At 71.4% G+C, this 20684-nt stretch carries 17 protein-coding genes and 1 pseudogene; 4 read left to right on the top strand and 14 right to left on the bottom strand.

Annotation, left to right across the window (positions count from 1 at the left end):
• Window positions 1–78: 78 nt before the first annotated feature.
• Window positions 79–975, bottom strand: coding sequence for a TIGR01777 family oxidoreductase (locus KCH48_RS21195; RefSeq protein ID WP_210576229.1), 897 nt, complete (start codon window positions 973–975; stop codon window positions 79–81).
• Window positions 976–1063: 88 nt separating this feature from the next.
• On the opposite strand from KCH48_RS21195, the gene KCH48_RS21190 reads away from it, so the two are divergent.
• Complete coding sequence (locus tag KCH48_RS21190; protein ID WP_210576228.1) at window positions 1064–1555, top strand: GNAT family N-acetyltransferase; 492 nt, start codon at window positions 1064–1066, stop codon at window positions 1553–1555.
• A 16-nt stretch (window positions 1556–1571) separates the two neighbouring features.
• On the opposite strand, the gene KCH48_RS21185 is transcribed toward KCH48_RS21190, so the two are convergent.
• On the bottom strand, window positions 1572–2756 hold the full coding sequence (locus KCH48_RS21185) for a MarP family serine protease (RefSeq protein ID WP_210576227.1): 1185 nt from the start codon (window positions 2754–2756) through the stop codon (window positions 1572–1574).
• A gap of 301 nt (window positions 2757–3057) precedes the next feature.
• Between KCH48_RS21185 and KCH48_RS21180 the strand changes: the two genes are divergently transcribed.
• Window positions 3058–3885: a peptidoglycan recognition protein gene (locus KCH48_RS21180; RefSeq protein WP_210576226.1), complete on the top strand. Its 828-nt coding sequence runs from the start codon at window positions 3058–3060 to the stop codon at window positions 3883–3885.
• 23 nt (window positions 3886–3908) lie between these two features.
• Here the strand turns inward: KCH48_RS21180 and KCH48_RS21175 are convergent, their stop codons facing one another.
• On the bottom strand, window positions 3909–5036 hold the full coding sequence (locus KCH48_RS21175) for a peptidoglycan bridge formation glycyltransferase FemA/FemB family protein (protein WP_210576225.1): 1128 nt from the start codon (window positions 5034–5036) through the stop codon (window positions 3909–3911).
• Window positions 5037–5194: 158 nt separating this feature from the next.
• On the opposite strand from KCH48_RS21175, the gene KCH48_RS21170 reads away from it, so the two are divergent.
• Window positions 5195–5362, top strand: a complete 168-nt coding sequence (locus KCH48_RS21170; RefSeq protein ID WP_210576224.1) for a hypothetical protein — start codon at window positions 5195–5197, stop codon at window positions 5360–5362.
• 3 nt (window positions 5363–5365) lie between these two features.
• On the opposite strand, the gene KCH48_RS21165 is transcribed toward KCH48_RS21170, so the two are convergent.
• From KCH48_RS21165 to KCH48_RS21125, 9 genes are all read right to left on the bottom strand, one after another.
• Entirely contained in the window at window positions 5366–5884 is a 519-nt protein-coding gene (locus KCH48_RS21165) for a DUF4240 domain-containing protein (protein ID WP_210576314.1), read from the bottom strand.
• A gap of 91 nt (window positions 5885–5975) precedes the next feature.
• Window positions 5976–6950 (bottom strand): YafY family protein, encoded by a 975-nt coding sequence (locus KCH48_RS21160; RefSeq protein ID WP_210576223.1) that lies wholly within the window; start codon window positions 6948–6950, stop codon window positions 5976–5978.
• Window positions 6951–7105: 155 nt separating this feature from the next.
• Window positions 7106–9808, bottom strand: coding sequence for a pyruvate dehydrogenase (acetyl-transferring), homodimeric type (gene aceE / locus KCH48_RS21155; RefSeq protein ID WP_210576222.1), 2703 nt, complete (start codon window positions 9806–9808; stop codon window positions 7106–7108).
• A 235-nt stretch (window positions 9809–10043) separates the two neighbouring features.
• A complete protein-coding gene (locus tag KCH48_RS21150) occupies window positions 10044–10667 on the bottom strand; it encodes a GntR family transcriptional regulator (protein ID WP_210576221.1) in 624 nt (207 codons plus the stop codon).
• 241 nt (window positions 10668–10908) lie between these two features.
• Window positions 10909–12693 carry a 2-oxoglutarate dehydrogenase, E2 component, dihydrolipoamide succinyltransferase gene (gene sucB / locus KCH48_RS21145; RefSeq protein ID WP_210576220.1) on the bottom strand — a complete coding sequence of 595 codons (1785 nt, stop codon included), beginning with the start codon at window positions 12691–12693 and terminating at the stop codon, window positions 10909–10911.
• Window positions 12694–12752: 59 nt separating this feature from the next.
• Window positions 12753–14141, bottom strand: coding sequence for a dihydrolipoyl dehydrogenase (lpdA, locus tag KCH48_RS21140; protein ID WP_210576219.1), 1389 nt, complete (start codon window positions 14139–14141; stop codon window positions 12753–12755).
• A gap of 283 nt (window positions 14142–14424) precedes the next feature.
• Entirely contained in the window at window positions 14425–15954 is a 1530-nt protein-coding gene (locus KCH48_RS21135) for a leucyl aminopeptidase (RefSeq protein ID WP_210576218.1), read from the bottom strand.
• A 215-nt stretch (window positions 15955–16169) separates the two neighbouring features.
• Window positions 16170–16799 (bottom strand): RDD family protein, encoded by a 630-nt coding sequence (locus KCH48_RS21130; protein WP_210576217.1) that lies wholly within the window; start codon window positions 16797–16799, stop codon window positions 16170–16172.
• Between the two features lie 114 nt (window positions 16800–16913).
• A complete protein-coding gene (locus tag KCH48_RS21125; RefSeq protein WP_210576216.1) occupies window positions 16914–17696 on the bottom strand; it encodes an adenosylcobinamide-GDP ribazoletransferase in 783 nt (260 codons plus the stop codon).
• Window positions 17697–17926: 230 nt separating this feature from the next.
• Between KCH48_RS21125 and KCH48_RS21120 the strand changes: the two genes are divergently transcribed.
• Window positions 17927–18694 (top strand): hypothetical protein, encoded by a 768-nt coding sequence (locus tag KCH48_RS21120; protein WP_210576215.1) that lies wholly within the window; start codon window positions 17927–17929, stop codon window positions 18692–18694.
• On the opposite strand, the gene KCH48_RS21115 is transcribed toward KCH48_RS21120, so the two are convergent.
• Both KCH48_RS21115 and KCH48_RS21110 read right to left on the bottom strand, forming a co-directional pair.
• A complete protein-coding gene (locus KCH48_RS21115; protein ID WP_210576214.1) occupies window positions 18631–19341 on the bottom strand; it encodes a hypothetical protein in 711 nt (236 codons plus the stop codon). The two genes, KCH48_RS21120 and KCH48_RS21115, sit on opposite strands and share 64 nt — an antisense overlap.
• A 10-nt stretch (window positions 19342–19351) precedes the next feature.
• Window positions 19352–20659, bottom strand: a pseudogene (locus KCH48_RS21110) (phosphatidylglycerol lysyltransferase domain-containing protein).
• Between the last annotated feature and the right edge of the window lie 25 nt (window positions 20660–20684).

The following is a 20684-nucleotide window of genomic DNA, read 5'->3' as shown; positions in this document are numbered from 1 at the left end:
GATCGGCCAAATGAAGTCGCGCATCGACCGGGCACGGTCGCACGACGGTCGCATACGAGCAGCGAGGGGCCGTACGCCTCACAGTGCGGCCCGGATCGCTCCCTCGATGTCCGGGAAGGCGAAGGTGAAGCCCGACTCCAGCAGCCGGGTCGGCCGCACCCGGGCGCTGCCCAGCACATCCCCGGCCATCTCGCCGAGCACGGTCCGCAGCACGGGCGCGGGCACCGTGAACAGCGTCGGCCGGTGCAGCACGCGTCCCATCGCCGCGGTGATCTCACGGTTCGTCAGCGGCTCCGGGGCGGTCACGTTGAACGGCCCGGACAGCCCGTCGGTGTCGATGAGATGGCGGATCGCGGCCACCTCGTCGTGCAGCGAGACGAACGACCAGTACTGCCGTCCGTCGCCCATCCGCCCGCCGAGCCCGGCCTTGAAGAGCGGGAACAGCCTGGCCCAGGCGCCGCCCTCGCGGGCCACCACAAGTCCCGTGCGCGGGAACACCGTTCGTACGCCCGCCTGCTGCGCGGGGGCCGTCGCGCCCTCCCACTCCACGCACAGCTCGGGCAGGAAACCCTCCCCGTGCGGGGCGCTCTCGTCGACCGGGCGGTCGCCCGTCTCGCCGTAGAAGCCGAGCGCGCTGCCGTTGACGAAGACCCGCGGCGGGGTGTCCAAGGAGGCGATGGCCTCCGCCAGCGCCGAGGTGCCCAGGACGCGGCTGCGGCGGATCTTCGTCTTGTACGCGTCCGTCCAGCGCCGGCTGCCGACCCCGGCGCCCGCGAGGTTGACCACGGCGTCGCATCCGGCGAGCCCGGCCGCGTCCACCCGCCGTGCCTCGGGGTCCCAGTAGACCTCGTCCCGCGCCCGGGGCGCGCGGCGCACCAGGCGTACCACCTCGTGTCCGTCCGCGGTCAGGGACCGCACCAGGGCACTGCCGATCAGACCGGACGCACCGGCCACCGCGATTCGCGAACGCTCCATGGGGACCAGCATGACCGCAGGGATGCGACAAAGCGCGGACGGGGGCATGGGCGGAGCCGGACCGGGGCGCCGTCATAGGGTGGCCGCCATGCCTGTCCCGTACATACGCCACGCGACCCTCGACGACGAAGAGACGCTCGGCCGCCTCGACCGGGTTACCTGGTCGACGCTGCACGCCGTCCAGCCGCGCCCCCAGCCGCCGTACGAGCCCTTCTACAACGACCGGTTCGGGCCGCGCGACCATCTCGTCGCCGAGCTCGACGGGGCTGTCGTCGGCTACATCCGGCTGGGGTTCCCGACGCCGCTCGCGTGCAACTCCCACGTCCGCCAGATCCAGGGTCTCGCGGTCGCCGAGGAGGCGCGCGGCGCCGGAGTCGCGCGGGCACTGCTGCGGGCCGCGCAGGACGAGGCACGGCGGCAGGGGGCCCGCCGCATCACCCTGCGCGTCCTGGGCCACAACACCGCGGCCCGCAAGCTCTACGAGTCGGAGGGCTTCGCGGTGGAGGGCGTACTGCCGGAGGAGTTCTTCCTGGCCGGCGAGTACGTGGACGATGTGTGCATGGGGCGCAGCCTCGTATAGCCGCTGCCTCGGTTCCCTACGTCGTGACCAGCTCGCCCGTGTCCACCGCTGCCGTCGCGTCCGCCGCGCGGCGGGCGTCCTCCGCGACCTCGTCGGCGGTGAGGACGTAGCCCGTCTGCGCGTCGGAGGTGGAGCGGGCGAAGACGACGCCGTACACCCGGCCGTCGGTGGTCAGCAGCGGGCCGCCGGAGTTGCCGGGGCGGACCGTCGAGCGGACCGAGTAGATCTCACGGGTGACCGTGTCGTTGTTGTAGATGTTCTGGCCGGTCGCCCGCACCCGGTTGGCGACGGTCGCCGCCTGGAGGTTGAGGTCGCCGCCCTCCGGGTAGCCCGCGACCACCGCCGCGTCGCCGCGCGCGGCCTCGTCGTCGAACCGCAGGACGGGGGCGCGCAGATCGGGCACGTACAGCACGGCCACGTCCTTCTCCGGATCGAAGAGCACGACGCGTGACTCGTACGACCGCCCGACCCCGCCGACCCGGACGCTCGGGTCGTCGATGCCGGCCACCACGTGCGCGTTGGTCATCACATGCTCGTCCGCGTAGACGAAGCCGCTGCCCTCGCGGCCCTGGGTGCCGGCGACGCCCTCGACCTTCACGGTGCTGAGCTTGGCGGCGTTGGTGGCGCGGGCGGTGACGCTGTCGCCGGAGGGCTCGGCGACCTGGGCCGTCGACTCGCTCTCGAACGGGTTGAAGACCTGCGGGAAGCCCGCCTCGGTCAGCGCGGACGTGGCCCGGGAGAACCAGCCGGGCGTCGCCTCGGGCATGGTGTCCTGCACCGCCCCGAGCAGCCGCGAGTCCCGGATCGCGGTGGTGACCAGCGAGGACGAGGACGCGCCCAGGACGCTCGCGGCCACCCATGCCACGATCAGCACGGCCACCGAGTTCGCCACGGCGCCGCCCACTCCGTCGGCCACCCGCAGCGGCCCCTGGTCCAGCTCCCGCCGCAGCCGCAGGGCGAGTCGGCCCGCCAGTTCATGGCCGACCACCGCGGGGACCAGCACCGTGAGCACGGCGGTCACCGTCGCCGTCGTCGTACCCGGCTCCGCCAGGTCCACCATCCACGGCAGGATCCACACGCCGATCACCGCACCGCCGACGAAGCCGGCCAGTGAGACACAGCCGGCCACCAGTCCGCGCCGGTAGCCGGACGCCGCGTAGGCCAGGATCAGCAGCAACAGCAGGATGTCGAGCAGGTCCACCAGGCCGCCTTTCTCTCGGACCCCTTAATACGCGAGGAAGAGGCCCAGTGATCAGCCATGCGCTCCGCGGGTTGGGCCGCGTTTGGCCGTCGGTCGTCTGCGGGTTCGTCGTGGCTTGTCGCGCCCACGCGGCGGAGCCGCACATCGATACAGCCCCGCGCCCCTTCGGGGCGCTCCAGGGCTCCTTGGTCCCCAGCCACGCGTGCGTGTACCCGCAAAAACGTCCCGGACCCGGACGTTGGTTCCACCAGGTGGCACAGCACACATCGCGGGCGGAACGGATCCGGCCGACAGTGAGGTCATGCGTGTCTTCCGAAGGGCACGAGGGTCACGAAGACGCCGTGCCGTACGCACACCGCACATCGCCGTCCCCATACCGGCTGCCGTCCGGGTGCTGCTCGGCGCTCTGCCCGGGCTGGCCGCGGTCGCCGCGCTGGCGCTGTGTGCGAGCGGTGTGGAGCGGACCGGCGGCGCGTCCGCACGGCCGGTCGCGGCCCGGTCCGCCACCACGCCGTACTCCGCGGCGAAGCCGCACATCGTGCCGAGGTCGGCCTGGCTGGACGGCAGCGCGCGGCGTACCCAGCCGCCGCCGCGCTACGACCCCGAGGTCGTTGCCGTCTTCGTCCACCACACCGACTCGCCCAACGGCTACGCCTGCGCCGACGCGCCCCGCATCATCCGCCACCTGTACGCGGGGCAGACCGGCTCCCGTCGATGGGACGACATCGGCTACAACTTCCTCGTCGACCGCTGCGGCACGATCTACGAGGGCCGCGCGGGCGGCGTCGACCGCCCGGTCACCGGGGCCCACACCCAGGGCTTCAACCACGGCACCACCGGCATCGCCGCCCTCGGCACCTTCACGGCGGGCGTGCCCGTGCCGCAGGCCATGACCGACGCGATCGCCCGTCTCGCCGCCTGGAAGCTGGGCCTGTCCGGAATCGACCCGCGCGCGAACGTGCCCCTGGTCTCCAGCAACGGCCTCAGCCGGTACGCGGCCGGAACGACCGCCAAGCTCCCCGCCCTCGCGGGCCACAAGGACGGCTTCATGACGAACTGCCCCGGCGCCGCCCTCAGCGCCCTGCTCCCGCAGATCAGGCAGACGGCGGCCTCCTTCCAGGGCAGATGAGCAGGGCAGATGAATGGCTTGATTCACCTGCGTCCCAGGTAGGCCTTCACCGCCCGCTGCAGCACCTTGCCCTGGGTGCCCACCGGCTTCTCCCACTCCCCGAGGTACTCCACGGCCATGCCACCCACCCCCGTCTTGAACAGCAGCCGGCCGAGCAGCCGGCTCTCGGTGAGGGTGGGCGTGATCGCGCGCAGGTCGTACGTCTCGGCGTTGGCCGCCCACGCGTCGTACAGCATCCGCCACAACAGCGCGCTGCTGGGCCGCAGTTGACGGCCCCGGCGGCCGGAGGCGGCGTACGAGTGCCAGGACCGGGAGCCGACGTTGATCATGAACGCGGCGGAGAGGACCTCCCCGTCGTACTCGGCGAGGTAGAGGCGCACCCGGTCGCCGTCCTCCGCGTTCAGGGCCTTCCACATGCGCTGGAAGTAGTCCAGCGGGCGGGCCTTGAAGCCGTCGTGGGCGGCGGTCGCGGTGTACAGGCGGTGGAACTCGGGCAGGTCGCCGCCGGTGCCCGTGACGACCCGGACGCCCGCCGACTCGGCGGTGCTCAGGGCCTGCTCCCAGTGCGGGGCGAGGGCGGCGCGCAGATCGTCCACCGAGCGCTCCTGCAGCGGTATCAGACAGCCGAACCGCGGCTGCCCCAGGCCGAAACCACTGCCCTCGTCCTCCTCGCAGCGCCGCCACCCGAGCTGCCGCAGCCGCTCCCCGGCGTCCAGCGCGAACCCGTCTATGTCGGCCGCGGGCAGCTCCCGCAGATGCCGTACGGCGGGATCGGCGACGCCCGCTGCGACGACGGAGGGATCCCAGCACCGTACGACGACGGGCGGCCCGATCCGGACCGCGAACGCGCCCTCCCGCTCCAGGTGGGCGACGAGCGGGTCCAGCCAGAGCTCCAGCCGCGGGGTGCGCCAGTCGATGCCGGGGCCGTCGGGGAGGTAGGCGAGAAAGCGCCGGGTGCCGGGCAGCGGGCGGTACAGCACGAGCGCGGTGGCGACCAGCGACTCGCCCTCGAACCAGCCGACGCTCTGCCCGAGCCAGCCGGGCTTCACATCGGCCCACTCGGGGATCTGGAGATGGCTCGCGTCGGGGTGCAGCCGAAGGTGGGCGAGATGGTCCTCGCGCGTGATCTCGCGCACATAGGGGCTGGTCATGGGCAGGGTGCTCCTCTTCGGGACGGGCCACCCTAGGCAGGCGATCACGGGCCGGGTCAAGGCCTGACTCTCACAGGCTTCTCGTAGCCGGCTCAAGGGTCTTCCCGAAGCGGCCTTCCTATCGTCATGCACACGCACTGACTGGAGGTGGGGAAGAAATGAACAGCAGTCACACCGAAGCCGGGGGAGAACACCGGCAGCCGGTCCAGGACCGCCCGTGGACCCTGGGCCGTGCCGCCGCCCCGATGCACCACGCGGTGAGGGTGGACCAGCAGACGCAGGCGTACATCCCGTCGGACGCGGGACGCCGGCGCACCGCCGGGTGAGGGTCAGCTCCTGAACCGGTCCCACAGCTTGGGATACCGCTCGGCCAGCGCCCGCTCGTTCTCGAAGTCGATCGGCCTGCCCTCGGGCTCCGAGGGCGCGGGCGGGATGCCGAGGTCGGGGGCGACGGACCCGGTGAGCTGCTCGTAGGCCTCGTCCGCCGCGTAGCCCAGCTCCTCGCCGTCGCCGTCGAGCTCCTCGTCGAAGTCGTCCAGCAGATCGGCGAGCGAGTCGGGATCGTGCACGGCACCCTCGTACAGCTCCCGGCCCTGGCCGATCAGCCAGCACCGGAAGAAGTCGAACGCGTCGTCGCTCGCCCCGTCGAGCAGCACCCAGGCGGCGCCCCACAGGTCCCAGGTGTACGCGCGGTTGTAGCGCGCCTCGAAGTGACGGGCGAAGTCCACGACCGACTCCGGGTCGAGCTGGAGGAGCCGCTCCACAAGCACGTCGGCCTGCTCCTCGGGGTCGCCCTCGGCCGCCTCACGGCTGGCGTCGACCAGCTCCCAGAACTCCGTCTCGTCCATCACGGGTCCAGCATCGTGCCTGGAGGGGTGGGGCGCACGTGGAGTGAGGCGGATTGTTATGGGGCGGGAGTGAGTGAGGAGTGGTACGGCGTCATCGCTCGTACAGCGCCGTCAACCGCGCCGCGTCCGCCGCGAACCGTGCGCGCAGGCTCTCGGGAGCCAGCACCTCGGCCTCCGGACCGAGCGCCGTCAGCTGCGTGTGAGCGACGTCCTCGGACTCCACGGGGAGCGTCACCGTCACCCGTCCGCCGGAGTCCGGTGCGTCCGCCTTCGCCAGCGCCTCCCGCGCGGCGAGCGGATCGACGGCGTGCGGCAGCCTGCGCACGCCGTCCGGGGAGAGCCGTACGACGACCTCGGCGCGCAGGATGGACCGTGCGAACTGCTCGGCACGCTCCTCCCAGAAGCGGGGCAGATCGAAGTCCTCGTCGCGGACGAACCGCTCGGCACCGGCCGCGACGGACTGGAACCGGTCGATCCGGTAGACCCGGGGAGAGCCGTGCGGGGCGGCTCGCGCGCACAGGTACCAGACGCCGGCCTTCAGTACGAGCCCGTACGGCTCCAGCTCCCGCTCGACCACGACCGCGTCCCTGCGGTAGCGGGCGGTGACCCGCCGGTCGTCCCACACCGCGTCCGCGACGACCGGCAGCAGTTCGGGTGTCTCGGACTCCTTGAACCAGTTCGGCGCGTCCAGATGGAACCGCTGCGCCGCCGTGCGGGAGGCGTCGCGCAGGGAGGGCAGCAACGCCGCCGACACCTTCAGCCGGGCCGCCGAGGCCGCGTCCTCCAGCCCCATCTCCCTGAGCGCACCCGGCACGCCGGACAGGAACAGCGCCTCCGCCTCACCGCGGTGCAGCCCCGTCAGCCGCGTCCGGTACCCGCCGATCAGCCGGTATCCGCCGGCCCGCCCCCGGTCGGCGTACACCGGTACTCCCGCCTCGGACAGCGCCTGCGCGTCCCGCGTGACGGTCCGCTCGGACACCTCCAACTCCGTTGCCAGCTCGGCGGCGGTCATGGAGGGCCGGGACTGGAGGAGCAGCACCATTTTGATGAGGCGGGCAGCGCGCATGGGTCCATGATGCCGGGCGCCGTGGGCGGGTGCGGGTCCGATGTGGCTGGTCGCGCAGTTCCCCGCGCCCCTAAAAGCAGGGGCTGCGCCCCTGGCTTTTGTCTTTAAGGGGCGCGGGGAACTGCGCGACCAGCCCCCACTCACCCGCGGCCGAATTACAACCCGTACCGCTCCCGCGCTTCCTTCACCGCCGTCGCCTTCACCTCGCCGCGACGCGCCAGCTGGGCCAGCGCGGCCACGACGACGGACTCGGCGTCGACGCCGAAGTGGCGGCGGGCGGCGTCGCGGGTGTCGGAGAGGCCGAAGCCGTCGGCGCCGAGCGAGGAGTAGTCCTGCTCGACCCACTGCGCGATCTGGTCGGGCACCTGGCGCATGTAGTCGGAGACGGCCAGCACCGGCCCGTCGGCGCCGTGCAGCGCCTGACGGACGTACGGCACCCGCTCCTCGCCCCGCAGCAGCGCCGCGTCGGCCTCCAGCGCGTCCCGCCGCAGCTCGCCCCACGACGTCGCCGACCACACGTCCGCGGCGACACCCCACTCCTCGGCGAGCAGCTTCTGCGCCTTCAGCGCCCAGTGGATGGCCGTACCGGAACCCAGCAGCTGGATGCGCGGGGCGTTGGCGACCGGCGACAGGCCCGCCGACTCGGCCGTGTTGAAGCGGTACAGGCCCTTGACGATGCCCTCGTCGATCCCGAGCCCGGAGGGCTTCGCGGGCTGCGGAAGCGGCTCGTTGTAGACGGTGAGGTAGTAGAAGACGTTCTGGTCCTCGCCCGGCGCCGCCTCGCCGTACATCCGGCGCAGACCGTCCTTGACGATCGCCGCGACTTCGTACGCGAACGCCGGGTCGTACGTCAGCGCCGCCGGGTTGGTCGCCGCGATCACCGGCGAGTGACCGTCCGCGTGCTGCAGACCCTCACCCGTCAGCGTCGTACGACCGGCCGTCGCGCCGATCAGGAAGCCGCGGCCCAGCTGGTCGCCGAGCTGCCACATCTGGTCGGCCGTGCGCTGCCAGCCGAACATCGAGTAGAAGATGTAGAACGGGATCATCGTCTCGCCGTGCGTGGAGTACGACGTCGACGCGGCGATGAAGTCGGCCATCGAACCGGCCTCGGTGATCCCCTCGTTGAGGATCTGGCCGTTCTTGGCCTCCTTGTAGTACATCAGCTGGTCACGGTCGACCGGCTCGTACGTCTGGCCCTTGGGGGAGTAGATCCCGAGCGACGGGAACAGCGACTCCATGCCGAAGGTACGCGCCTCGTCCGGGACGATCGGCACCCAGCGCTTGCCCGTCTCCTTGTCGCGGACCAGGTCCTTGACGAGCCGGACGAAGGCCATGGTGGTGGCCACGTTCTGGCTGCCCGATCCCTTGTCGAAGGAGGTGAAGGCCTTCTCGGCGGGCGCGGGCAGCGGGGCGACGGCATGCGTACGGCGGGCCGGGGCCGGACCGCCGAGGGCGGCGCGGCGCTCCTGGAGGTAGCGGACCTCGGGGGAGCCGGCGCCCGGGTGGCCGTAAGGCACCACACCGTCGACGAAGTCACTGTCCTTGATGGGGAGTTCAAGCAGGTCACGCATCTGCTTGAACTCGTCCACCGTCAGCTTCTTCATCTGGTGGTTGGCGTTCTTCGACGCGAAGCCCGCACCGAGGGTGTGGCCCTTGACCGTCTGGGCCAGGATCACCGTCGGCGCGCCCTTGTGCTCGACGGCGGCCTTGTACGCGGCGTACACCTTGCGCGCCTCGTGACCACCGCGGGAGAGGTGGAAGAGCTCAAGGATCTTGTCGTCGCTCAGCAGCTTCGCCAGCTCGGCGAGCGCCGGGTCGGCGCCGAAGAAGTCCTGGCGGATGTAGGCGGCGTCACGGGTCTGGTACGTCTGCACCTGCGCGTCCGGTACCTCGCGCAGCCGTCGTACGAGCGCGCCGGTGGTGTCGAGCTGGAACAGCTCGTCCCAGGCCGAACCCCACAGCGTCTTGATGACGTTCCAGCCGGCGCCGCGGAACTGGGCCTCCAGCTCCTGCACGATCTTGAAGTTGGCGCGGACCGGGCCGTCGAGGCGCTGCAGGTTGCAGTTGATGACGAAGGTGAGGTTGTCCAGCTCCTCACGCGCGGCGAGCGCGAGGGCCGCCGTCGACTCGGGCTCGTCCATCTCGCCGTCGCCGAGGAACGCCCAGACGTGGGACGCGGAGACGTCCTTGATGGAGCGGTTGGTGAGGTAGCGGTTGAAGCGCGCCTGGTAGATGGCGGAGAGCGGGCCAAGGCCCATCGACACCGTCGGGAACTCCCACAGCCAGGGCAGTCGGCGCGGGTGCGGGTACGACGGGAGGCCGCTGCCGCCCGACTCGCGGCGGAAGTTGTCGAGGTGGTGCTCGGTCAGCCTGCCGTCGAGGAAGGCGCGGGCGTAGATGCCGGGGGAGGCGTGGCCCTGGATGTAGAGCTGGTCGCCCGAGCCGTCGGCCTCCTTGCCCTTGAAGAAGTGGTTGAAGCCGGTCTCGTACAGCCAGGCGGCCGAGGCGAAGGTGGCGATGTGGCCGCCGACGCCGTATTTGCTGCCCCGGGTGACCATCGCGGCCGCGTTCCAGCGGTTCCAGGCGGTGATCCGGGTCTCCATCGCCTCGTCACCCGGTACGGCGGGCTCGGCGGCGGTGGGGATGGTGTTGACGTAGTCGGTCTCGAGGAGCTTCGGCAGCGCGATGCCGTTGCCCTCCGCCCGCTCCAGGGTGCGGCGCATCAGATACGCGGCACGGTGCGGCCCGGCAGCCTTGGTGACGGCGTCCAGGGAGGCCTGCCATTCGGCGGTCTCCTCCGGGTCGCGGTCGGGGAGCTGGTCGAGCTCGCTCGGCTGGATGGCGTTGGGGTCGGTCATGTCGCCGCCTTCCTCAGTCGAAGGGGGGTGCCCTTGTCTTTGGCAGGACAGGGCGTGGGGCCTCTGTAGAAGCCCGTCGTGACTCTAACTCCCTGATCGATGATCGATCAAAGGGTTGAGAGGCAAAACATCTTGATCACGAGAAAGTCGGCACGGGGTGTCTTCGACGAAGGCACGGAGTGCCGAGTTCTAGTTGAGTTTTCGCAGGTCGGGCCGCACTTGAGCGCCGGTGGACTCAGGCTCGCGGCGCGCATCCCAGCACATGCGCCTTCACGATCTCGGCGATCCTCGGGTCCCGGCGCCGGAACGCCTGCACCAGTTCCTCGTGCTCCTCCGCGTACGACTGCTGCACCGTCCCCAGCCACCGGATCGACAGCGCCGTGAACACCTCGATGCCGAGCCCTTCCCAGGTGTGCAGCAGCACCGAGTTCCCGGCCGCCCGCACCAGCTCGCGATGGAAGCCGACCGTGTGCCGTACCTGCGCCGTGCCGTCCGACGCGGCGTCGGCGTCGTACAGGGCGGCTACGTGCGGCTCCAGGGCCGAGCAGTCCCGCGCCAGCCGCTCCGCCGCCAGCTCGGCCGCGATCGCCTCCAGGCCGGCCCGCACGGGATAGCTCTCCTCCAGGTCGGCGGCGGTCAGATTCCGCACCCGTACGCCCTTGTTGGGCGCCGACTCGATCAGCCGCAGCGACTCCAGCTCGCGCAGCGCCTCGCGTACGGGGGTCTGGCTGACCTCCAGCTCGGTCGCGATCCGCCGCTCCACGATCCGCTCGCCCGGCTTCCAGCGCCCGCTGACGATCCCTTCCACGATGTGCTCGCGGATCTGTTCGCGCAGCGAGTGGATGACGGGGGCTGTCATGAGGGCTCCTTAGGGCTTTGACGTTTAGACAATAAGGCCACCAGCCGGTTCGGGAAGGGCGCACGGGGGCGCTTCCATGCAGGTGAGAGGAGAGTTACACGCCTAGTAGCTCGGAGGTTCTGTCGTCTGGCGGGTGCGGGTGGTTCGTGGCTTGTCGCGCAGTTCCCCGCGCCCCTTAAGGGCGATGCCCTTGCCCGGGATTCCCGGGCAAGGGCATCGATGTGTTGCAGCGGAGTGGCGATTACAGGCCGAGCTCGACCTCGAACTCGCCTGCCTCCAGGATCGCCTTGACTGCCGTCAGGTAACGGGCCGCGTCGGCGCCGTCGACCAGGCGGTGGTCGTAGGAGAGGGTCAGGTAGGTCATGTCGCGGACGGCGATGACCGTGCCCTCCTCCGTCTCGAGGACGGCCGGGCGCTTGACCGTGGCGCCGATGCCGAGGATCGCGACCTGGCCCGGCGGCACGATGATCGTGTCGAAGAGCGCGCCGCGCGAACCGGTGTTGGAGATGGTGAAGGTCGCGCCCGACAGCTCGTCCGGCGTGATCTTGCTGGCCCGGACCTTGCCCGCCAGGTCGGCCGTGGCCTTGGCGATACCGGCGAGGTTGAGGTCACCGGCGTTCTTGATGACCGGGGTCATCAGGCCCTTCTCGGAGTCCACCGCGATACCGATGTTCTCGGTGTCGAAGTAGGTGATGGTCCCCTCGGCCTCGTTGATCTTGGCGTTGATCGGCGCGTGCGCCTTCAGCGCCTGGGCCGCGGCCTTGACGAAGAACGGCATCGGGGAGAGCTTGACGCCCTCACGGGCCGCGAACGCGTCCTTGGCCCGGCCGCGCAGCTTCATCAGCCGCGTGACGTCGACCTCGACGACCGAGGACAGCTGCGCCTGCTCGTGCAGCGCCTTGACCATGTTGTCGCCGATGACCTTGCGGATGCGCGGCATCTTGACGGTCTGGCCACGCAGGGGGGAGACCTCCAGCACCGGGGCCTTCTTCGCGGCGGCCGGAGCAGCCGCGGCGGGGGCCGGGGCAGCGGCGGCGGCCTTCGCGGCCTCGGCGGCGGCGATGACGTCCTGCTTGCGGATACGGCCGCCGACGCCGGTGCCCTTGACGGTGGCCAGGTCGACGCCGTTCTCGGCGGCGAGCTTGCGCACCAGCGGGGTGACGTAGGCGCCCTCGTCGGTGGCCTGTGCGGCGGGAGCCGGGGCGGCCGGGGCCGGGGTGACCGGGGCGGGGGCGGGCGTCGGCGCGGGAGCCGGAGCGGCGGGCTGGACCGGAGCCGGTGCGGCAGCGGCGGGCGCGGCCGGAGCGGCGGGGGCAGCCGGAGCTGCCGGCGCGGCCGGAGCCGGAGCGGCGGCGGGAGCCGGTGCCGCCGGGGCCGGGGCTGCCGCCGGAGCGGCACCCGCGACGCCGATGACGGCCAGCTTGGCGCCGACCTCGGCCGTCTCGTCCTCGCCGACCACGATCTCCAGCAGCGTGCCCGAGGTGGGCGCCGGGATCTCGGTGTCGACCTTGTCCGTCGACACCTCGAGCAGCGGCTCGTCGGCCTCGACGCTGTCACCGACCGACTTCAGCCAGCGGGTGACGGTGCCCTCGGTGACGGACTCGCCGAGCGCGGGCAGGACGACGTCCGTGCCCTCGGCGGAGCCGGCGCCGGCGGCGGCCTCGGCGGTGGGAGCGGGGGCCGGAGCCGCCTGCTCGGTGGACGGGGCAGCGGCGGCCGGGGCGGGCTCGGGAGCCGCGGCGGGCTCGGGCTCAGCGGCCGGGGCCGGGGCGGCAGCGGGGGCGCCCGTGCCGTCGTCGATGACAGCCAGCTCGGCGCCGACCTCGACCGTCTCGTCCTCGGCGACCTTGATGGAGGCCAGGACGCCGGCGGCGGGGGAGGGGATCTCGGTGTCGACCTTGTCGGTGGAGACCTCGAGCAGCGGCTCGTCGGCCTCGACGCGCTCACCCTCGGCCTTCAGCCAGCGAGTGACAGTGCCCTCGGTGACGCTCTCGCCGAGCGCCGGAAGGGTTACGGAAACCGCCATGGTTTCGGTTGCTCCTTACGAATTGCGGAAGTCTGAGTCGTCGCTTCGTCGACCGAGGGTCAGTCGTGCGAGTGGAGCGGCTTGCCGGCCAGGGCCAGGTGGGCCTCGCCGAGCGCCTCGTTCTGCGTCGGGTGGGCGTGGATGAGCTGGGCGACCTCGGCAGGCAGCGCCTCCCAGTTGTAGATCAGCTGGGCTTCGCCGACCTGCTCGCCCATGCGGTCGCCGACCATGTGGACGCCGACCACCGCACCGTCCTTGACCTGGACGAGCTTGATCTCGCCCGCGGTGTTCAGGATCTTGCTCTTGCCGTTGCCCGCGAGGTTGTACTTCAGAGCGACGACCTTGTCCGCGCCGTAGATCTCCTTGGCCTTGGCCTCGGTGATGCCGACGGAGGCGACCTCGGGGTGGCAGTAGGTCACCCGCGGGACACCGTCGTAGTCGATCGGAACGGTCTTCAGACCGGCCAGACGCTCCGCCACCAGGATGCCCTCGGCGAAGCCGACGTGCGCGAGCTGGAGCGTCGGGACCAGGTCGCCGACAGCGGAGATGGTCGGGACGTTGGTGCGCATGTACTCGTCGACGAGGACGTAGCCGCGGTCCATGGCGACGCCCTGCTCCTCATAGCCGAGACCGGCGGAGACCGGGCCGCGGCCGACGGCGACGAGCAGGACCTCGGCCTCGAACTCCTTGCCGTCGGCGAGGGTGACCTTGACACCGTTCGCGGTGTACTCGGCCTTCGAGAAGAAGGTGCCCAGGTTGAACTTGATGCCGCGCTTGCGGAACGCGCGCTCAAGAAGCTTGGAGGAGTTCTCGTCCTCGACCGGGACGAGGTGCTTCAGGCCCTCGATGACGGTGACGTCGGAGCCGAAGGACTTCCAGGCGGAGGCGAACTCGACGCCGATGACACCGCCGCCCAGGATGATCGCGGACTGCGGCACGCGGTCCAGGACGAGGGCGTGGTCGGAGGAGATGATGCGGTTGCCGTCGATCTCCAGGCCCGGCAGCGACTTCGGCACGGAGCCGGTCGCGAGGAGCACGTGGCGGCCCTGGACGCGGCGGCCGTTGACGTCGACGGAGGTGGGGGAGGAGAGCCGCCCCTCACCCTCGATGTAGGTGACCTTGCGCGAGGCGACGAGCCCCTGGAGCCCCTTGTACAGACCGGCGATCACGCCGTCCTTGTACTTGTGGACCCCGGCGATGTCGATGCCCTCGAACGTGGCCTTCACACCGAACTGCTCGCTCTCGCGGGCCTGGTCGGCGATCTCGCCCGCGTGCAGCAGGGCCTTGGTGGGAATGCAACCCCGGTGCAGGCAGGTACCGCCGACCTTGTCCTTCTCGATCAGGGCGACGTCCAGGCCCAGCTGCGCCCCGCGCAGCGCCGCGGCGTAACCACCGCTACCACCGCCGAGGATCACTAGGTCGAAAACGGTGCTGGCGTCGTTCGCCACGTCACGTCCTCCATGCATGTGCGCCGTACGCCGGTCTGCGGTGACCGGCAGGCGGCTGGTGTCCGGCCGCTACTCTTCGGCCCTTCGGTGGGGCCCTGTCCTGCCGTGCCCCATCTTCGCACTTGTCAGCACAGGACGAGACGCGGGGCCGGGGTGTGAGACGCAGCACCTTTGAAGGAGCGCCGAGGGAAACGCCCCTTCAGGGGCGCGGGGAACTGCGCGACCAGCCCCCACACCCCCGCAGCCGCGATACGACGGACAGAACCGAGCTGCTAGGCGACCGTCACCCGAGATCCCCCGCAGCCGTCAGCTCGGCAAGCCGCACCAACGTCCGCACAGCCGACCCCGTCCCACCCTTCGGCGTGTACCCGAACGGCCCGCCCTCATTGAAGGCCGGCCCAGCGATGTCGATGTGCGCCCAGGTGATCCCCTCACCCACGAACTCCCGCAGGAAGAGCCCGGCGACGAGCCCACCCCCCATCCGCTCACCCATGTTCGCGATGTCAGCGGTGGGAGAGTCCATCCCCTTACGCAGGTGCTCGGGCAACGGCATCGGCCACGCAGCCTCACCGACCTCCTCCGCAGCCTCGTGCACCGCGGAGCGAAACGCCTCGTCGTTGGCCATGACCCCGAACGTCCGGTTCCCCAGCGCCAGCACCATCGCCCCGGTCAGCGTCGCCACGTCGACAATCGCGTCCGGCTTCTCCTCGGACGCGGCCCACAGCGCGTCCGCGAGCACCAACCGCCCCTCCGCGTCGGTGTTGAGCACCTCCACGGTCTTGCCGCTGTACATCCGCAGCACGTCACCCGGCCGCGTCGCCGTGCCCGACGGCATGTTCTCCGCCAGCGCCAGCCAGCCGGTGACATTGACCTCGAGCCCGAGGCGCGCGGCGGCGACGACGGCGCCGAAGACGGCCGCCGCACCGCTCATGTCGCACTTCATCGTCTCGTTGTGCCCGGCGGGCTTCAGCGAGATGCCGCCCGAGTCGTACGTGATGCCCTTGCCGACGAACGCGAGGTGCTTCTTCGCCTTGGCGTGCGTGTACGACAGCTTGACCAGCCGGGGACCGGCGGCCGACCCCACGCCGACGCCCAGGATGCCGCCGTAGCCACCCTTCTCCAGGGCCTTCACGTCGAGCACCTGCGCCTTGATGCCGTGCTCCTTGGCCGCGGTCTGGGCGACGGCGGCGAAGGACTCCGGGTTGAGGTCGTTCGGCGGGGTGTTGATCAGGTCGCGGGCGCGGTTCAGCTCCTCGGAGACGGCGGTGGCGCGCTCGACGGCCGCCTTGTACGCCTTGTCGCGGGGCTTGCCGCCGAGCAGGGCGACCTCCGCGAGCGGCGCCTTGCCGTTCTTCGCGTCCTTGCCGCCCTTGCCGTTCTCCTTGTACGTGTCGAAGGAGTACGCGCCAAGGAGCGCGCCCTCCGCGACGGCACCGGCGTCGGCGGCGTCGGTGAGCGGCAGGGCGAAGGCGGCCTTCTTGGAGCCGGCCAGGGCGCGGGCGGCCGTACCGGCGGCCTTGCGCAGGGTCTCGCCGTCGAACTGGGCGTCCTTCTCCGGCTCGGCGCCCAGGCCGACCGCCACCACGAGCGGGGCCTTGAAGCCCGAGGGCGCGGGGAGCTTCGTCACCTCGCCCTCGGCACCGGAGGCACCGAGGGTCTCCAGGACGCCGGCGAGCCTGCCGTCGTAAGCCTTGTCCACGGCCTCGGCGCCCGGTGCGACGACGGGTCCCTTGGCGCCCTTGGCGACACCGATCACGATCGCGTCGGCCCGCAGGCCGGGCGCCGCGGCGGTGCTGAGAGTGAGAGCAGTCACGGTGGTGATATCTCGCTTCCGATGTGAAGTTGCTGTGGCCGATGGGAGTGGGTCGACCGGGCCCGTCGGCCGACCCTAGACCTGGCCTGAGGGTTGGACTCGTCCGGGGCCTTCCCCCTGTCGGCGAACACCCGGGACCGAGCCTACGCGCGTATGAGCGTTCGCTCTGCCGCGGGCGTTCACCCGGCGGTGGCGTCATGGCAACTTCCGGATGCTCACCACCCGTGGGGTGCGTCGCCGTACGTGCCGACGGCCGGCCGGTGCGTCCCGGACGTGCCCAGCCCGAGACCCGTGACCTCCGTGCCGGCCAGCCGGTCGGCGAGGGAGCGGCAGTTGGGGCCGAGGACCGGCAGGGCGTTGCAGAAGAAGACGGCGACGGCGAGGGCCCACACCAGCATGGAGAGCACGAACTGGCCCTCGATCAGCAGGACGCAGGCGAGCGCGTACACGACGACGTCCGCCGTGGTGGTGACCGCGGCCCGCAGCGCGGCCCGGCGTCCCGCGCGCGGGGTGACCTTCAGCCCCGTCAGGGCCTTGCCGAGGGTGCGGCCGAGGAAGGTCAACGTGGCCCACTGGTACAGGAAGGTGACCACGATCAGCAGCGCGAAGGCCTGCTCGACGTAGAGCACCGACTTGTTCCACACGGAGAGCCCCAGGTTCTCCGAGGCGTCGATGACGTCGCCGCGTGAGGTCAGCAGGTCGAAGCCGCTGTGCGCGGCGAGTTCCGGTACGTCGGTGACGAGCGCGGATATCCGGTTGAAGGTGAGCACGGCGAGCCCGGTGGCCAGCGCGACCACCAGAGCGAAGTCGATGAGCCAGGCCGCGGTACGGCGAAGCTTCGGCATGGACGTCCCCCCGAAGACGGTCACTTGTCGGTTTCGGCGGACGAGACTAGTGACGGGCGCGGTGAGAGCGAAGGGCCGAGCGGGATTTCGAACCATCCCGTGACAGAAATCGAGTCACCCCAGTGACAGAACGACGAGCGCCGCCGTCGCCGCCGTCTCCTCGAGCCCGCCGAAGACATCGCCGGTGACCCCGCCGAAGCGGCGGACGCAGTGCCGCAGCAGAAGCTCGGCGACACAGAGGGCGAGGACGACGGCGGCACCCGCCTGGACGATCCCGTACGCCCCGAAAGCCGCGCCCGCGCAGGCCGCCGACGCGGTCACCGCGAGGGCGAGCAGCACCGCCCCGCGCACCGGTACGACGCCGGCGACCGCGGCCCCCAGCCCCTCCGGCCGCGCGGCGGGCACCCCGGCCCGCGCGGCGGTCGTGAGCGCCAGCCGGCCGACGGTCGCGGAGACGACGGCGGCGAAGGCACCCCGGGCCCAGGAGCCGTCGTAAGCCTCCGTCAGGGCGGCCACCTGGGCGAGGAGCACGAACACGAGCGTGATCACACCGAACGGCCCGATGTCCGACTGCTTCATGATCCGCAGCGCGTCCTGAGCGGGCTTCCCGCTGCCGAGCCCGTCAGCGGTGTCGGCCAGCCCGTCGAGATGCAGCCCCCGAGTGAGCACGGCGGGCACGGCGACGGTGGCGACGGCGGCGAGCAGGGGCGCGGCACCAAGAAACACCAACAGCAACCCGACCCCGGCCGCAGCACCCCCCACGACGACCCCGGCCAACGGAGCACACACCATCCCACCCCGCGCAGCCTCCCGGTCCCACCGCGCCACCTCCACAGGCAGCACGGTGAGCGTCCCAAAGGCAAAACGAAGGCCATGAAGGGGAGGGGTCCTGAACATCCGCGAAGGCTACAGCCGCGCAGCCTGCGGGCATGCGTGCCGCTGGCGCGGCGCCCACCCAGCAGGCGGCAGCCCGTTCCGCCAAGCTGCGGGCATGCGTGCCGCCTGGGGCGGACGGGTGGGCGCAGGCGGCACCCCGTCAGCGCCGGGCTGCGCGACCCACCTCACCCCAGCCACCCACCCGCCGCACCCGCAAGACACCCCACCCCACACCGGGCAAACTGTCATACATGGGGCACTGGCTGGAGCACAACATCATCGAACCGGGCAAACTCCCCCTGCTCCTCGCCCTGACCGCCTTCGTCGTCACCTTCCTCGTCACCCGCCTCGTCACCCGCCTCATCCGCGCCGGCAAGGGCCCCTTCGGCAACGTCGAGGCCGGCGGCGTGCACATCCATCACGTCGTCCCCGGAGTCGTCCTCACCGTCATCGGCGGCTTCGGCGCGGTATCCGGCGGCACCCGCGGCTTCGGCTCGGCCCTCGCCGCCGTGATCTTCGGCATGGGCGCGGGCCTCCTCCTCGACGAGTTCGCCCTGATCCTCCACCTCGACGACGTCTACTGGACGGAAGCGGGCCGCAAGAGCGTGGAGGTCGTGGTGCTGACCGCCGCCCTCGTCGGCCTGGTCCTGGTTGGCTACACCCCCTTCGGCGTCAACGACCTCGACGACGACGAACTGCAGAACCGCTCCACCGTCATCGGCACCGTCCTCACGAACTTCGCCTTCTCGCTGCTCGCCCTGAGCAAGGGCAAGGTCCGCACCGCGATCTTCGGCGCCATCGTCCCGGTCATCGCTCTGGTCGGCACGATCCGCCTGGCCCGCCCCGGCTCCCCCTGGGCCAAGCGCTTCTACCGCCGCCGCCCCCGCGCCCGCGCCAAGTCCCTCCGCCGCGCCTACCGTCACGACCGCCGCTGGGCCGGCCCCAGTCGCCGGCTTCAGGACCTGATCGGCGGCAAACCCGATCCGGTGGAATCGGCCCGCTCCGCCGACCGCCGCTGACGCGCCGCCCGCACCGCGCACACGGCACACAGCGCCAGCACCCCGGCGATCGCCGCCAGATGCTCCTTGCCGGCCAGGTTCTGCTTCACCAGCACCTCGACCACCATCGCCACGATCACCGCCCCCACGGTGACATACGCCCGGTAACGCCAGCCGAGGAACACGGCGAGCCCCACCACGGCCGCCGACGGCCCCGTGTCCACGACATGCGCGTCCGACGCGGGCAGCCCCAGCAGCCCGTCCGGACCGAGCGCGATGCCCACGCGCGCGTACAGCGTCCCGGCGAGCGTGGCGGCGTACGCGACGGCGAGCGTGCGCCACCACCCCAGACAGATCTCGGCGATCCCGAACACCAGCAGGATCTGCACGAGGCCTCCCCACACCGGCAGATCCAGCGCGGGCACGAACAGCGACAGCGGAGTCCGCAGCAGCGCCAGCCACAAGGGATCCTCGGCCCGTACGGCGCCCACGTCCTGGACGAACCCGTAGCCCCAGGACTGGTTGTGGACGAAATGCAGCAGAGCCGTCAGGCACACGGCGCCGACCGTCATCGGAATCGCCCGCCACCGCCGCTCGGCGATCGCTCCGCGCACGGCGACGTACAGCAGTCCCCATTCGGCGCGGGCCCAGCGGGCGAGCGTACTCATGTACACGACCTCATCTACGCGTCTGAAGATGCTTGCGGTGCATCCACTTCGGCAGTCCCGGCGCCTCCAGGAACCCCTCCGCCCGCGCCGCGGCGATGCCGATGCGGGGCAGGTCCGCGCTGCCACAGCCTCAGCACCGGTCCGGCGCCGATGCGCGCACCACGTTCGAAGACCGAGCGGAACATCGCGAAGTTGAGCGAAACCTGCGTGACCTGGATCTCCTGGGCACGATTCAGCAGCTCGATCACGAGCCCGCGCGGCCCCCAGGGCACGAAGGAGAGCAGCGCCTTCAACTCGCCCTCGCCATCGGCGCATTCGAGCATCACGCACCGCCCGTCGTCCGGATGCCCGAGCCGCCCGAGCGCCATGCTGAACCCGCGCTCGGTCGCCCCGTCGCGCCAGTCGTCCGCGCGCTCCAGCAGGTACGTCATCTCGTCGGCCGGAATGTCCTCGTGGCGCAGGATGCGGACGACGTACCCCGCGCGCTTCACCCGGTTGTACGCCTGCCGTACCGTCCGCATGGCCCGCCCCTCCAGCGTGAACTCGGCGACCTCCACCACGGCCTCGTCACCGAGCTCCAGCGCGTCCATCCCGTGCCGCGCGTACACGGTCCCCGCCTCCTCGCTCGCCCCCATCACGGCCGGGATCCACCCGTGCTCACGCGCCTGGGCCAGCCACGGCTCGATGGCGCCCGGCCACGCCTCCGGGTCGCCCACCGGATCCCCGGAGGCCAGCGCCACCCCGCCCACGACCCGGTACACCACACCCGCCTTGCCGGTCGGCGACCAGACGACACTCTTCTCCCGGCGCAGCGCGAAGTACCCGAGCGAGTCACGCTCGCCGTGCCGCTCCAGCAGCGCCCGCAGCCGTGCCTCGTCGTCCTCGGTGAGCGGGTCGACGGCACGCCGGGAGCGGAAGGCGGCGTAGAGGACGGCGAGGACGAGCAGCGTGCTGAGCACGTTGATGGTGACGTCGACCCACGTGGGGCTGGAGATGCCGGGGATGCGGGAGTCGTCGGCGACGACCGTCACCAGAAGCGCCGCCAGCAGCGAACAGACCAGCAGCCCGCCCAGCGCGACGGCTGCGGCGAGCTTCGGGTTGGACCGGTCGCCCTTGGCGTAGAACTCCCGCCGCCCGACGAGCAGCGACGCCACGAAGGCGGCGGTCAGGACGAGCGACACCCCGTGAACACACCGGACGCGAAGTCGGCGGTCAGCAGATATGGCGTGAAGTAGTTCTCCTGGTTGTGCCGCCGCAGGTCCTGCCCCAGGGACACCCACACCGCGCTGAGGAAGTTGACGAACGCGACGACCCGCAAATACCAGACGGCAAAGGCAACGGCC

Origin of the sequence: Streptomyces sp. GESEQ-4 (assembly GCF_017948455.1) — a bacterium.
Lineage (GTDB): Bacteria > Actinomycetota > Actinomycetes > Streptomycetales > Streptomycetaceae > Streptomyces.
Note: the sequence above shows the minus strand (reverse complement) of the source record. Positions and strands in the feature narration are given on the sequence as shown.